The 13,409-nt window shown below is 71.1% G+C and carries 10 protein-coding genes; 3 read left to right on the top strand and 7 right to left on the bottom strand.

Features of this window, described 5'->3' with window-relative positions:
• Nucleotides 1-119: 119 nt before the first annotated feature.
• A complete protein-coding gene (locus ACI2K4_RS31745; protein WP_404516610.1) occupies nucleotides 120-1,232 on the bottom strand; it encodes an FG-GAP-like repeat-containing protein in 1,113 nt (370 codons plus the stop codon).
• A gap of 182 nt (nucleotides 1,233-1,414) precedes the next feature.
• Here ACI2K4_RS31745 and ACI2K4_RS31750 point away from each other — a divergent pair, with 182 nt between their 5' ends.
• Nucleotides 1,415-1,741 (top strand): hypothetical protein, encoded by a 327-nt coding sequence (locus ACI2K4_RS31750; protein ID WP_404516612.1) that lies wholly within the window; start codon nucleotides 1,415-1,417, stop codon nucleotides 1,739-1,741.
• A gap of 96 nt (nucleotides 1,742-1,837) precedes the next feature.
• The gene (locus tag ACI2K4_RS31755) at nucleotides 1,838-2,656 is read left to right on the top strand and encodes an alpha/beta hydrolase (RefSeq protein ID WP_404516614.1); all 819 of its coding nucleotides are present in this window, start codon (nucleotides 1,838-1,840) and stop codon (nucleotides 2,654-2,656) included.
• 13 nt (nucleotides 2,657-2,669) lie between these two features.
• Here the strand turns inward: ACI2K4_RS31755 and ACI2K4_RS31760 are convergent, their stop codons facing one another.
• From ACI2K4_RS31760 to ACI2K4_RS31785, 6 genes are all read right to left on the bottom strand, one after another.
• On the bottom strand, nucleotides 2,670-3,677 hold the full coding sequence (locus tag ACI2K4_RS31760; protein ID WP_404516616.1) for a glycosyltransferase family 2 protein: 1,008 nt from the start codon (nucleotides 3,675-3,677) through the stop codon (nucleotides 2,670-2,672).
• Nucleotides 3,674-4,531 carry a glycosyltransferase family 2 protein gene (locus tag ACI2K4_RS31765; protein ID WP_404516618.1) on the bottom strand — a complete coding sequence of 286 codons (858 nt, stop codon included), beginning with the start codon at nucleotides 4,529-4,531 and terminating at the stop codon, nucleotides 3,674-3,676. Before ACI2K4_RS31765 ends, ACI2K4_RS31760 begins: the two co-directional genes overlap by 4 nt.
• Complete coding sequence (locus ACI2K4_RS31770; protein WP_404516620.1) at nucleotides 4,528-5,370, bottom strand: glycosyltransferase family 2 protein; 843 nt, start codon at nucleotides 5,368-5,370, stop codon at nucleotides 4,528-4,530. Before ACI2K4_RS31770 ends, ACI2K4_RS31765 begins: the two co-directional genes overlap by 4 nt.
• Nucleotides 5,371-5,395: 25 nt before the next feature.
• Nucleotides 5,396-6,745 (bottom strand): O-antigen ligase family protein, encoded by a 1,350-nt coding sequence (locus ACI2K4_RS31775; protein WP_404516622.1) that lies wholly within the window; start codon nucleotides 6,743-6,745, stop codon nucleotides 5,396-5,398.
• Between the two features lie 35 nt (nucleotides 6,746-6,780).
• Complete coding sequence (locus ACI2K4_RS31780; protein ID WP_404516624.1) at nucleotides 6,781-7,695, bottom strand: hypothetical protein; 915 nt, start codon at nucleotides 7,693-7,695, stop codon at nucleotides 6,781-6,783.
• Between the two features lie 61 nt (nucleotides 7,696-7,756).
• Entirely contained in the window at nucleotides 7,757-9,061 is a 1,305-nt protein-coding gene (locus tag ACI2K4_RS31785; protein WP_404516626.1) for a glycosyltransferase family 4 protein, read from the bottom strand.
• A 484-nt stretch (nucleotides 9,062-9,545) separates the two neighbouring features.
• On the opposite strand from ACI2K4_RS31785, the gene ACI2K4_RS31790 reads away from it, so the two are divergent.
• Nucleotides 9,546-13,208, top strand: coding sequence for a PQQ-dependent sugar dehydrogenase (locus ACI2K4_RS31790; RefSeq protein ID WP_404516628.1), 3,663 nt, complete (start codon nucleotides 9,546-9,548; stop codon nucleotides 13,206-13,208).
• The last annotated feature ends 201 nt before the right edge of the window (nucleotides 13,209-13,409 follow it).

The following is a 13,409-nucleotide window of genomic DNA, read 5'->3' on the forward strand; positions in this document are numbered from 1 at the left end:
CGACCCTGACCGGCGGATCAGGGCCGAATCCGCCAACGGGTACGCCGCCGGCGCGACCCACGCCGGCCAGGGGGTACGGGGCCAGGCACCCCGTACCCCCCCCCGGAACCGGGGCCGGGTCAGCCGATCCGCAGCGACACCCCGGCCTCGGAACTGCGGCCGTGGTCGGTCAGCCGGTAGACAAAGCGGTCGGTCTTGCCGGGCTTGCCGCTCGGCGTGAAGACCACACTGCGGTCACTGGTGACCCGTACGGTGCCGTACCTCGGCGGGGTGATGATGGTGATCTTCGCCTGCTTGCTGGCGGCGTCGTTCGTGATCACCGGGATGCTCGTCTTCTTGGTCCGGCTCACGGTGACCCGGTCCGCCACCGCCTTCGGCGTCTTGACGAAGCTGCCGTCGCCGTTGCCGACGAAGTAGGTGAGTTCACCGGTGGCGGTGTCCTTGGTGACCACGTCCGGGACGCGGTCGGAGTTGACGTGCTGCACCCTGACCGTCCAGAGATGGTCGCCGTACGGGTCGCCCTGGAGGTGCCAGGCCATCCCGTCGTCGCGGATCGCCACCACGCCGGAGAAGTATTCGGCGCAACCCTCGACGTACGCGATGACCACGTCCGTCGCCCCGTTGCCGTTGAAGTCGGCGAGTTGGTACTGCGGCCGTCCGGAGCACCAGGCGATCGGCCCCGGGGTCAGCCCGCCGACCGTGGTGTTCAGGTAGGTGGCGAAGCCGTTGCCCTGGTCAGTCCACTGGTAGACGTCCTGCCGGCCGTCGCCGTTGAAGTCGGCCAGCCCCATGAAGCTGGGCTGGAAGATCGCGTCGAAGCCGGCGGACGGTTTGAAGTTCTCCAGCACCAGCAGGTCGTGTTCGACCGGGTGCGGGCGTCCGGCGAACCAGGCCAGGACGAGTTCGAGGTCGTTGTCCCCACCCAGGTCGACCGCCACCCCCAGGTCGGGGCAGTTGGCCTCCGCCCCGTCGAGGGTGAGGTACGGGTACTCCGTCGGCGGCAGGTAACCGCCCCCGGACTTGCCCAGACGTACGGCGACCGTGCAGTCGAGCACCGGGGCGCGGGTGGCCGACGGGGCGCTGTCGAGGATGGCCTGGTCGACCAACCCGTCGCGGTTCAGGTCGCCGAACATCGGCTCACCTGGCCCCCCGGCCCAGGCAACGGGTGCCACCGCACCCAGAGCGGCCACGGTCGCCGCGACGGCAACCACGGCCACGCGCTTTCCCCACATGAAGATCTCCTCGCCGCACGGGTCGGCCCCCGCAGAGCCGAACCTCTGTTCACGGACGTTAGAGCGTTTATGCGGACAACCGGAACTTACTGACCGTGATCTGACATTCGTACCGTGTGACGGATTCGGGGCGCAGGGGTACATACTGCCGCTCCTCCGGGTCACGCCGTATTCTTCTGAACGTGAGTCCCCGTCGTAATCGCCCCCGCTCGACCGACGCCGCCCCAGTGGACGGCGAGCGGGCGCGACGCGGCGTGGAGGCAGTGCAGAGCTGGCAGGACGGGGACTGGCAGGTGCGGGCCATCACCGCCGGCTCGGCGGTCAAAACGTACCGCTGCCCCGGCTGTGAGCAGGAGATCCGGCCCGGCATGGCGCACCTGGTGGCGTGGCCGGCCGACGGACGCGGGGACCTGACCGACCGGCGGCACTGGCACAGCGGCTGCTGGAAGGCACGCGACCGGCGTACGCCCAACATCCAGCGCTCGCGTAGCGCCCCCCGGTACGGCTGACCGGGCAAACCACCCAACAGATCGATCCGGGGGATCTTTGTCACGCCTTACCGGTCCCGGCCGGCGCCACGGACCGGTACGAGCGAGACTTGTCCGGTGAGCACAGCGATTCGCGCGTCGTCCATCCTGCCCGCGCGGCGGGAGGAGATCGAACTGCACACCGCCGACGGCCTGCGTCTGGTCGGCGAGCTGGCCCTGCCGGCCGACCGGCCCCCGGTCGCCACCCTGGTCTGCCTGCACCCGCTGCCCACCCACGGCGGGATGATGGACAGCCACGTGCTGCGCAAGGCGGCCTGGCGGTTGCCCGCCCTGGCCGACCTGGCCGTGCTCCGGTTCAACACCCGGGGCACCAGCAGCGTGCGGGGCACCAGCGAGGGCGAGTTCGGCAACGGCGTCGCCGAACGGTTCGACGTGGCCGCCGCGATCGAGTACGCCGAGTTCGCCGAACTGCCGGACATCTGGCTGCTCGGCTGGTCCTTCGGCACCGACCTGATCCTCAAGTACGGCTGCGACCCGGGCGTGACCGGCGCGATCCTGCTCTCCCCGCCGCTGCGCTTCTCGACGCCGGAGGACCTGACCGTCTGGGCCGGCTCGGGCAAGCCGGTGACCGCGCTGGTGCCGGAGTTCGACGACTACCTCCGGCCGGACGAGGCCGGTCAGCGGTTCGCCGCCATCGGCCAGGCCGAGGTGGTCGGTGTGCCCGGCGCCAAGCACCTCTGGGTCGGCGACGCCGAGACCGTGCTCGACGAGGTGGTCCGTCGGGTCAACCCGGCCGTGCCGGTGCCGCTACCGTCCACCTGGGACGGTCCGATGACGACCGGTGACGCCAGCGCGTACGCCGACCGTACGGTCGCCGCCTTCGGCGAGCCGCCGGCCGGGCTGCGCCGGGTCGACCAGGACCCCGCCGCCGGCTGAGGCCGATCCGTCCTCAGGCCGGGCTCTGCGCCGGCCGGGTGGCGCCCGCCGGCCGGGGTGCGGCCTCGGGGCGGGGCGACTCGACCACCTCCACCGTCGGCAGCTCCGCCGCCGGCGGCCAACCGGCCAGCCAGGTCCGGCGCTCGGCCCAGACCTCACGCCAGTAACCGGCCCGGCCGGTCAGCCGGGCGCCGGCCGCGCGGGCCGCCACCCCGGCGGCGAGCAGGGCCCGACCGGCCGCCGCTCGCCGCCGGGGCCAACGCAGCCGCAGGTACGTCGTCTTGCCCCGGAGCAGCATCACCCGCTTGCCCACCCCGGTCGACGACGCGCCGCCGACGTGCACCACCCGGGCCCCGGGCACCAGCACCGGCGACGCCCCGAGTCCGGCGGCCCGGTGGCACAGGTCGATGTCCTCGCTGTACATGAAGTAGTCGGGCAGGAAGCCGCCCAACTCCGCGAAGAGCGACCGCTGCAACAGCAGCAGGCACCCCGACGCCGCCGGCACCGAAGCCGGCACCGACCGGTCCAGGCCGGGCAGTTCCTCCGGGTTGAACAGCCGGGAGCGGCGGAACACGGTGGAGAGCCCGGTGGCGAAACAGACGTAGCCCCAGAGCGAGGGGAGTGCGAACGCCGACCGCCCGTCGTCGGTGTGGTCGGCGCGCAGGGTCCGCCCGGTGTAGACCCGGTGCTCCGGGTTCGCCCGCGCGTATTCGACGAACTCGCCGACCACGTCGCCGACCGGTTCGGTGTCCGGATTGAGGAGCATGATCCAGGTGCCCCGGGCCCGGGCCGCGCCGACGTTCACCGCCCGGCCGAACCCGACGTTGCGGGCCAGCCGTACCACCCGCGCCTCGGGGAACTCCGTCTCGACCGCGTCGGCCGAGCCGTCAGTGGAGGCGTTGTCGACCACGATCACCTCGTACGACCCGCTCGGGCTCGCCGTACGCAGGGCGGAGAGGGCGCGCTGGATCAGGTCCCGGGTCTGGTACGAGACGATCACGACGCTGACCGACGGGGTCATCGGGACGCTCCTTCCGCCGGGGTACGGCTCGACTCGTCCCGGCCCCAGGTCTGCTGCCTGTTTCGGCGGGCCGAGATGCCGGCCGCGATGGTGAGCACCGCGTAGCAGATCCCGGCCGGCAGCAGCCACGGCCGGGGCAGCACGACGTCGACCAGCCAGGACGCCCGGCGGGCCCGGCGTACCCGGGTGTCGGTGGCGCGCATCGCGGTGTTGCCGGTGCGCACCCGGCCGAGCCGGCGGAGCAGGTCCCGGGTCAGCCGGGGCGTGGCGATCACGGTGGTGACCTGGCCGACCTCCCGCTTCTCGCCGATCTCGAAGAGCGAGTCGAGGAAGAGATCATCCGCGATCTGGTCGGGGAACCGGTCGAACCGGGCCCGGCCGGCGGCCGAGAGCACGATCGCGCCCCGGCCGAAGAGCGCGTCCCGGAAGGCCGGCAGGCGCGAGTTGATCGCGTAGTAGGCGCGTACCGGAAGGGGACGGCCGGTGGTGTCCAGCCGGCGGCCCGGCGCGGCGGCGAGCAGCCCGCCAGCCGGGCCGGGCGGGGAACCGACCACCGCCGCGGCGAGCGTCCGGGCGCCGGTCGCGGAGAGGTTGATGTCCGCGTCGAGGTAGATCCGGGGGAACCGGGTGGCCGCGTCGTCACCCGCGTTCAACGCCGCCGACTTGGACGCCTCGGCGAGTTCGAGCACGCGTACGCCGGGGACCGACCGGGCCACCTCGGCGGTGTCGTCGGTGCAGCCGTTGGCGACGACGAGCACCTCGAACTCGTCCGGCCCGGCGCCGTCGAGCAGCCGGTGCAGGCACCCGGGAAGCACCGCCGCCTCGTTGTGCGCGGCGATCACCACGCTGGTCACCAGGGTGCCCGCCCGGTCAGGGCGAGCCGGATCCGGCGCGTGACGGTACGCCGTCGGCGCCGCCAGCCCTGGTACTCCCGAAGGTCGAGCGAGGCGGCCTGGACCACCCGGGCCGAGTGCCGCATCTGCTCGGTCCACTCGGCCACGGTGGTGACCCCGGTCCGCTTCGCCGAGAGAGGGCGGCGGGCCATGAAGTCCGCGTCGGTCAGGTAGATGGTGTGCGGGCTGCGCGGGTCGTCCATGTGGTCCTCGGGCAGGAACGGGTGGTACCACCCGTTGACCCAGCCGAGTCGCGCCGCGCGCAGGCACCATGTGGTGAAGGTGTCCTGCTCGGTCAGGGGGCCGACCTGGCGGACCACCTCCCGTTTGAGCAGGTAGCCGCTGCCCTGCACCCAGTGGTTGCGCATCAGCCGGTGCCCGTTCGGGTAGTCGGCCAGCTTGGCGGCGACGAGTTCGTCGTCGACGTCCTCGTCCGGGAACCGCCAGGTGCCGATCACGCCGAACTCGGTCACGTCGTCGTGGGCCTGGCGCAGCGTGCCGAGCCAGGTGGGGTCGGGCAGGCAGTCGTCGTCCACCTTGCTGAGGTAGTCCCCGGTCGCCTCCTGCCAGAGCCAGTTGGTGGGCTCGCGCAGGCCGGCGTTGACGACGCTGTGGTGGAACCGGTGCACTCTCGGGTGGTCGCGCAGCTCCTCGACGGCGTCGAGGGTGGCCTGGTCGGTGCCGTTGTGCCAGAGCCAGACCCGGGCGTCCGGCGGGCAGGTGGCGAGCAGGTGCGGCAGGGAGAGCCGCACGTACTCCGGCCGGTCGTACGTGATCATGAGAATGTCGATACCGGTCACGCGTACACCTCGGTGGTTCGCTCGGTCATGACGCCCCGCTGTTGATCCGCTCGGCCCGGGTCAGTCGCCACAGCGCGCCGGCGAGGCCGAGCAGCAGGTGCACCGTGATGAAGTAGGTGGTGAAGTAGAGCGCGTCGAAGGTGAAGGCGGAGACCGCCGCCACGCCGATCGTCACCGCCAGTACGGCGGCCAGGTCGCGGTCCCGTTCGCTGGCCGCGAACCGGCGGACCCGGCCGGCGACCACGATGCCCACCAGGAAGAAGAGGGCCAGCCCGGCCACCCCGACGATGCCGGTGCTGACCAGGGTGACCAGCCACTGGTTGTCCAGCAACTGGTACAACTCGGGCAACCAGGTGCCGACACCGCGACCGAACCAGGGCCGTTCCTTGATGTACGGCGCGACAAACGCGTAGTCCTCCAGCCGTCCCTGCACGCTCGGGTCGTTCTCCCCGGCGAAGAGCAGCGCCCGCAGGGTGGCCAGCAGCCCCGGCTTGCCGACCTGGATCAGCGCGGCGAGGAAGAACCCGATCACCAGTACGTTGAACGTGGTCCGCAACGGCCAGACCAGGATGAAGAGCAGGATCGCGGCGGCGAGCGCGAGCACCCCGGTCCGGGAGAGCGAGATCGGGATGACCGCCGCCTGGATCATCGCCAGGGCGCCGTAGATCTGCCGCCCACGCCGGTTGTCCGAGAAGCGGGCGTAGTGGATCGCGACCACCAGGCCGATCACCATCAGCACGCTGAACTCGATGTAGTGCCCGGCGGTGCCGGCGACCCGGACCAGCCCGCCGCCACCGCGCGCGTCGAAGCCGATCAGGTCCTTCTGGAACGTCAGCAGTGGCGGCAGCTTCAGGTAGGTGGTGAAGTCCACCCGGAGGATGAACTGGGCCAGCGCGAAGAGCGCCATCACCGTCGAGCCCCAGGCCAGCGCCCGGAGCACGTGGTCGATCCGTTCCCGGGTGAGGACCCCGTCGGCCGCCGCGAGCATCACACCGGCCCCGGCCAACGCCATCAGGATGGTCCGGTCCGCGCTGTTCGCCTCCAGCACCGACATGCCCCGGGCCTCACCGGCGATGTACGACACGCCGATGGTGGCCAGGTAGAGCGCCAGTGCCCAGCGCATCGGCTGCTGACCACGGGTGACCAGGGTCGGGTGCAGGCGGGTCAGGCTCCACCAGACGATCAGGAAGAAGCCGACGATCACGCCCGGCCGGCCGAGCGTGGTCAGCGGCGGGAAGATCAGCCGCGCGGGGAGCAGGTACGCCAGCAGTACCGACGCGATCAGTACGGCGGTGGCGTCCGGGAAGTGGCGTACGGCGGGAGTGATCCCGTCGTACACGGTGGCGGATCGTCGCGAGGATAGGTAGGTGGGCACGTCATCCGCTCCGTCGGTACGTCATCGCGGCGTGGCTATTTGCCCGTGTCGTCGGCGGGACGGCGGACCGCGGTGAGCAGGATCGTGTCGTCGGACTGCGGCGCGCGGACGAAGTCCGCCGAGATCTGCGGCGGTGCGGTGCCGGCCCGCTCGCCGGTGCCGGAGGCCGGGCCGGTCCCGGTCGGGCCGCCGAGGTTGCCGACCACCTGGGTCGCGTCGCCGGAGTCGGCGCTCCCCTTCGGGCCGGGAATCGGCCGGCGGGCACCACCGACCGTCGCCTGCCCGGCGTTCCACGCCATCGACGTGCGGGCGCCGTGCCGGTCGGCCAGCTTGGCCCGGTCGCGGCGACGGACGATCGCGTCGTATCCGACCGCGGCGGCGGCGGCGAGCAGCAGGCCGATGGCGACCACCACGATCTGGGCCCGGAGTACGTTCGACCGGGACTGGACGATGTTCAGGCCCGGGTCGAGCACCTGCGTGGTGATCTGCTCGCCGGCCTTCGGCTTGTACTCGGCCTGCTTGCCGGCGACCTCCTCGCCGATCAGCTTCGTCACCGACGTGACCGTGGCCAGTGCCTCGCCGTGGCTGGCGGCGGTCACCTCGATGGTCAGGATGGGACTGCGGTTGACCAGCCCGACCTCGTACTCGGTGTTGCCGCCGGCCGCCTGCACCTTGACCCGGGCGTCGTGCGCGGAGATGGAGATCTGGACGGCCTGGGCCATCGCGTTCTCGCCGACCCGCAGCCACGGGTTGCCCGGTTGCGGGCTGGCGTTCGGCGCGGGCGCGGCCGGGCTGGTGGTCGGCGGCACCAGCAGGACCGCCGCCGAGGTCTTGTATTCGGGTTGGATCGCGGCACCGAGCGTGAACGCGGCGGCGAGGGTCAGGACCACGACCGGCGTCGTGACATACCATCGCCGAAACATGAGTTTCAGCAGGTCGAGAAGGTCCATCGATCGACCCCTTTAGGTGCGCGAACGGATGCGGCAGAGATGTGGCGAGATCGGTCCGGGCTCACGGGACCGCCTCTTTCGTACCATGCTGGGGGCTGGACCGACGTGCGGCATCCGTCCCGGTTTCGTCCGAAACCGAGTTGTAACCGCCTGGTTCACGCCGGAGCAGTCGATCCCAGAGCCGGATGTACGCCTTGGCCTGGTGGTCCCAGGCTAGTCGCTCGGTGAACCGTCGCCGGGCCACCACGCTCATCGCGCTGCGCGCCGCCTCGTCGCCGAGAAGCTGGTCGAGCGCCTTGGCCAACTCGTCCGGGGTGCCGTTCGGCACGTAGCTGGCCGCGTCCTCGGCGGTACGTCGCGTCTCCAGCAGGTCGACCGCGACCACCGGCAGCCCTCGGGCGACGTACTCCACGGTCTTCGCCATCGTGGAAAGTTCGGCCATTCGGGTCGGTGGGTCCGGCTGGATGGCGATCGACGCCGACCGCAGGAGTGAGTCGACCTCGTCGCCCTCGAGCCAGCCGGTGAACGTCACGACGTCGGTGATGCCCCGTTGCTCGGCAAGCTCGCGCAGTTCGGGGAGGCACTCCCCGTCACCGGCCACGACGAGGCGCCAGTCCTCGCCGCCGCGCAGACCGACCAGGCGCTCGGCGGCCAGGACCGCGGCGTCGACGTGGTCCTGCGGATTGATGACGCCGAGGTAAACGATTGTCTGCCGATTTGTTTCCGGTGAGTCCGAAACTGTTCCGACCTGTTCTGTCCTGGACGGTCCCACTTCGGCCAGTGTGGGTCCATTGCGGACCACCACCACCCGTTCCGGATCGCAGCCGCCCCGGGAGATGGCCAGTTCACGGTACGACTCGTTGGTGGAGACCACGGCCGAGGCGCAGCGCCAGGAGAGTTTCTCGAACAGTCGCAGAACGCGCAGTACGGCCGGTCGCGGACGATCTGTCTTGCACTCGTACAACTCGGGGCTGAGATCGTGGTGGTCGAAGACGAAGGGGCGGCCGAGCGCCCGCATCAGGAGCGCGACCACCCAGAAGACGTCCGGCGGGTTGCACGCCTGCACCGCGTCGACCCGGCCGCGCAGCATGATCCCAAGCAGCCGGGTGGTGACCGCGACCAGAGCCCAGGCGAACTCGGCGGCGAAGGAGAGGACCCCGGAGCCGGCGAGTGGTTGCGGGAACGACCGGATCGCGGTGTCGACGGTTCCGGGCAGCATGGTCAGCCGCCCCGGGCCGCGTGGGCAGATCACGGTGACCCGGTAGCCGGCGGCTTCCAGTGCCAGGCATTCCCGGATCACCCGGCGGTCCCGTTCGACGGGCAGGTTGACCACGACGATGACGACATGTGGACGTCGGCTGGCCATCCCCAACTCCGATCCGCGCAGCTCGGACAGTGTTTTCGATGGAAGATCGCGGCGCGTGGGCGCCGCGACCGGAAGGGTTCCCGGGTACCGGGACATTGTTCTACGAAGACATTTCCTTACCGACGCGGGATGGGCAAGCAGCGGCGATTCGCGAGTGATGTCGACTTAATTACAAGGCGGAGGCCGATCGGCCGATTGCTCTTTCATGCGTTCATCCGGACTTCATCAGTACGTACGGCCTGCGTCCTGACTGGCAGTTCCACGAGCCTGTCCGGCCCGGCCTGCTGAAACGTCCGGAGCCGCGAAAGGGCCGATCAGTGGGGTTCAGTCCGAGGTCAGTCGGGGGCATTTGTAAATGTTGATGAGATGGCTACCCTGTGCCTGCGATCGGCCGGCTGGCACCGGGCGGTGGCGCGCGGTACGCGGCACGCGTACCCCGGTGGGGGTGTGGGGAAGGGGTGCGATGACGCGCCTGCGTCGAATCATGCGTGTGACCATGGCCGGGATCCTGTTGGGCAGCGTGCTGGCCCCGCTGCGGGCGACCGTGGCGGAGGCGGTCACGCTGCCCAGCGGGTTCCAGGAGCAGATCGTGTACAGCGGTCTCTCCCAGCCGACCAACATCGAGTTCGCCCCGGACGGGCGGGTGTTCGTGGCGGAGAAGGGCGGGCGGATCAAGGTCTTCGACGACCTGGCCGACCCCACCCCGACGGTCTTCGCCGACCTCTCGACAAACGTGCACAACCAGTGGGACCGGGGCCTGCTCGGGCTGGCGCTGCCGCCCGACTTCCCGACCACACCGTGGGTGTACGTGCTGTACACCTACGACGCGCCGCCCGGCCGGACCGCACCGGTCTGGAACGACACCTGCGGCGACGCCAACAACGGCCGGTGCGTGGTGACCGGCCGGCTCTCCCGGCTCCAGGCCAACGGCAACGTGATGACCGGCGCCGAGCAGGTGCTGATCCAGGACTGGTGCCAGCAGTACCCCAGCCACTCGGTCGGTGACCTGCGCTTCGGTGCCGACGGCATGCTGTACGCCAGCGCCGGTGACGGCGCCAGCTTCAGCGCGGTCGACTACGGCCAGCTCGGCAATCCCAACAACCCGTGCGGCGACCCGCCGGGCGGGTCGATGAACCCGCCGTCGGCCCAGGGCGGCGCGCTGCGCTCCCAGGACGTACGGACCACCGGGGACCCGACCGGGCTCGACGGTACGGTGATCCGGCTCAACCCGGCCACCGGCGCCGCCGCCCCGGGCAACCCGCTGATCGGCTCCTCCGACCTGAACGCCCGCCGGATCGTCGGGCAGGGCCTGCGGAACCCGTTCCGGTTCACCATGCGTCCCGGCACCAACGAGGTGTGGCTCGGCGACGTGGGCTGGAACGTCTGGGAGGAGATCGACCGGTTGGCCAACCCGACCGGCGGCGTGACCAACTTCGGCTGGCCCTGTTACGAGGGCGCGGGGCGGATGTCGAGCTACGACAACGCCAACCTGACCCTCTGCGAGACGCTCTACAGCGGCGCCGGCCAGACCTCGCCGTACTTCACGTACAACCACAGCGCCGAGGTGGTGCCCGGGGAGGTCTGCTCGGCCGGTGGGGACGCCGTCTCCGGGCTGGCGTTCTACCCGACCAGCGGCGGTAACTACCCGGCGTCGTACGCCGGTGCGCTCTTCTTCGCGGACTACTCGCGCAACTGCATCTACGCGGTGCGCCCGACCACCCCCGGCGGGCTGCCGAGTCCGGGCAACATCCAGGCGTTCGGCCAGGCCGCGTCGAACCCGACCGACCTCGCCGTCGGGCCGGGCGCCGAGCTCTACTACGTCGACCTCGGCGGCGGTACGGTCCGGCGGATCCGGTACTTCCCGGGCAACCAGCCGCCGACCGCGTCGATCGACGCCGAGCCGACCACCGGCACCGCCCCGTTGACGGTCGACTTCGACGGCACCGGCTCGACCGACCCCGACCCGGCGGACGAGGGCCGACTGACCTACAAGTGGGACTTCACCGACGACGGCACGGTCGACGCGACCACACCGACCGCGAGCTTCACGTACGCCGCCGGTGGCACGTACACGGCGCGACTGACCGTGACGGACACGCTCGGCGTCTCCGCCAGCACCACCATCACCGTCCAACCGGGCAACACCGCGCCGACCGCGGTGGTCGACGCCCCGGTCGCCGGCACCACCTGGAAGGTCGGTGACACGCTCAGCTTCAGCGGGCACGCCAGCGACCCGCAGCAGGGCTCGCTGCCGGCGAGCGGGTTGACCTGGCGGCTGCGGATGGAGCACTGCGAGTCGGTCGGCAACTGCCACACCCACCAGCTCCAGGAGTGGACCGGGGTGGGCTCCGGCTCGTTCGTCGCACCGGACCACGAGTACCCGTCGTACCTGGAGCTGGAGCTGACCGCGCGGGACGCGGACGGGCTGTCGCACACGGTGGTCCGGCGGTTGGACCCGCGAACGGTCGACCTGACCTTCGCCAGTGACCCGGCCGGGCTCCAGCTCAGCGTCGGGCCGACCGCCGGGACGACGCCGTTCACCCGTACGGTGATCGTCGGTTCGACCAACACGGTGAGCGCGCCCAGCCCGCAGAGCGCGAACGCCAGCACGCACACGTTCGCGAGCTGGTCCGACGGGGGTGCGGCGACACACGTGATCACCGCGCCGGAGGCGCCGACCACCTACACGGCGACCTACACCAGCACCGCCGGCTGCTCCGACAGCTTCGGCTACACCTGCGCCGCCACCACCGAGCGGCCGTTCGTGCCCGCCGACGGGGCGGTGCTGCCGCTCACCGGCGACGAGGGGGTCGCGCAGGTGAACCTGCCGTTCGGCTTCCCGTTGTACGGCGAGACGCACGGCACCGCCTGGATCTCCACGAACGGCTTCCTCTCCTTCACCGACCCGGCGTCGGCGGCTCCGATCAACGGGGCGATACCCGGCGCCGAGCTGCCGAACGCGGCGATCTACCCGTTCTGGGACGACCTCGTCCAGCGCGCGGACTCGACCGTACGGACCGACGTGGTCGGCACCGCGCCGAACCGGCGGTTCGTGGTGGAGTGGCGCAACAGCGGGTTGTACGGCTCCTCGTCGGCCCGGGTCACGTTCGCGGCGGTGCTCAGCGAGCAGGGTGAGATCACCTTCAGCTACGCCGACCTGGCCGGCAACGGTCGGGAGCAGGGCGACTCGGCCACGGTGGGGATCGAGGACGGTACGGGCGCGGTGGCGCTGGGCTACTCCACCGACCAGCCCGCGCTGCGCAACGGCACCTCGGTGGTCTTCACCCCGCCCGGCGGCACCCCGCCACCGACCACCGGTTCCCTCTCCGGTGTGGTGACGGCGCTGGCGACCGGGCTGCCGGTGGTCGGGGCGACGGTCACCCTCTCGCCGGGCGGCCGGACCGCGACGACCGGCCTGGACGGGTCGTACAGCCTCAACGCGGTGACGCCCGGCGGCTACACCGTCACCGGTTCGGCGCTCGGCGGGCTGCTCACCGGCTCGGCCGAGGCCACCGTCACCGCCGGTGGCACGCACACCGCGAACCTCGCGCTGACCCTGCCCCCGTCCGAGGAGCCGGGTTATGCCAAGACAACCGAGCCCCGGGCGTTCGTCCCGGCCGAGGGTGAGCTGGTGCCGTTGACCGGGGACGAGTCGTTGGCGCAGGTGGCCCTGCCGTTCACGTTCCCCTTCTACGGCCAGGGCTACGACTCGGCCTGGATCTCCAGCAACGGTTTCCTCTCGTTCCTCGACCCCGGCGACGCCCAACCGATCAACACGGCGGTGCCGGGCGCGGCCACGCCGAACGCCGCGATCTACCCGTTCTGGGACGACCTGGTGATCCGGGCGGACACCACGGTCCGGACCGCCGAGATCGGCTTCGGGGCGGACCGGAAGTTCGTGGTGGAGTGGCGCAACATCGGGATGTACGGCTCGTCCTCGGCCCGGATCACGGTCGAGGCGATCCTCTCGGCCAACGGTGAGATCGCGTTCAACTACGCCGACCTGGCCACCACCAAGCCGGCCGAGCTGGGTGGCGGAGCCACGGTCGGCGTCGAGAATCCCGCCGGTACGGCCGCCGTCCAGCACTCCTTCGACCAGCCCACCCTGGTCAACGGTACGGCGATCATCTTCCACCCGGTCTCCTGAGCGGGCACTCGACCCACGGTGGTTGATCGGCCGATGTGGGCGGCTGACCGGTCGTTAAGTCGACCCGGTCGGCCGCCCCCGGCGGTCGGCGAACCGACAGCCAGGCGGGAAGCGTTCCGGTAATTCTTGGACGGCACCATTTTCGGCGGTGCGGGACCACCGCCGGACAATCGTCATACGTGGATGCATGGGGCGAGCCAC

Origin of the sequence: Micromonospora sp. NPDC050397, assembly GCF_044901685.1 — a bacterium.
Classification (GTDB): domain Bacteria; phylum Actinomycetota; class Actinomycetes; order Mycobacteriales; family Micromonosporaceae; genus Micromonospora_G.

Excerpts from the sequence above, each read along its gene's own strand:
- ACI2K4_RS31745 (WP_404516610.1), bottom strand. The coding sequence starts at position 1,232 with ATGTGGGGAAAGCGCGTGGCCGTGGTTGCCGTCGCGGCGACCGTGGCC.
- ACI2K4_RS31760 (WP_404516616.1), bottom strand. The coding sequence starts at position 3,677 with ATGACCCCGTCGGTCAGCGTCGTGATCGTCTCGTACCAGACCCGGGAC.
- ACI2K4_RS31780 (WP_404516624.1), bottom strand. The coding sequence starts at position 7,695 with ATGGACCTTCTCGACCTGCTGAAACTCATGTTTCGGCGATGGTATGTC.
- ACI2K4_RS31785 (WP_404516626.1), bottom strand. The coding sequence starts at position 9,061 with ATGGCCAGCCGACGTCCACATGTCGTCATCGTCGTGGTCAACCTGCCC.
- ACI2K4_RS31790 (WP_404516628.1), top strand. The coding sequence starts at position 9,546 with ATGCGTGTGACCATGGCCGGGATCCTGTTGGGCAGCGTGCTGGCCCCG.